The sequence below is a fragment of the Duganella violaceipulchra genome (genome assembly GCF_019166075.1).
GTDB classification, from domain to species: domain Bacteria; phylum Pseudomonadota; class Gammaproteobacteria; order Burkholderiales; family Burkholderiaceae_D; genus Rugamonas; species Rugamonas violaceipulchra.
In genome coordinates, this window is the sequence record NZ_JAHTGR010000147.1 from 1 (window position 1) to 390 (window position 390).

1 protein-coding gene is annotated in these 390 nt (G+C 69.7%); it reads left to right on the forward strand.

The features are described from left to right. Positions 1-390, forward strand: a 390-nt coding sequence (locus KVP70_RS33395) for an AMP-binding protein (RefSeq protein WP_217946731.1), incomplete at both ends; no start/stop codon positions are given.

The window sequence follows — 390 nt, forward strand, 5'->3', positions numbered from 1 at the left end:
TAATCGCCCACATCGGCCGTCCGGTGGCCAACACCCAGGTCTACATCCTGGACGCGCGGCGCCAGCCGGTGCCGGCCGGCGTGGCCGGTGAGCTGTACATCGGCGGGGCCGGCGTGGCGCGCGGCTATCTGAACCTGCCGCAGATGACCGAGGAACGCTTCCTGCCCGATCCGTTCGCCGGCGTGGCCGGCGCCCGCATGTACAAGACGGGCGACCTGGGACGCCATCTGGCCGACGGCAATATCGAATACCTGGGGCGCAACGACTTCCAGGTCAAGATCCGCGGCTTCCGCATCGAGCTCGGTGAGATTGAAGCGAAACTGTCGGCCTGCGCCGGCGTGCGCGAGGCGGTGGTGCTGGCGCGCGAGGACCAGCCGGGCGACAAGCGGC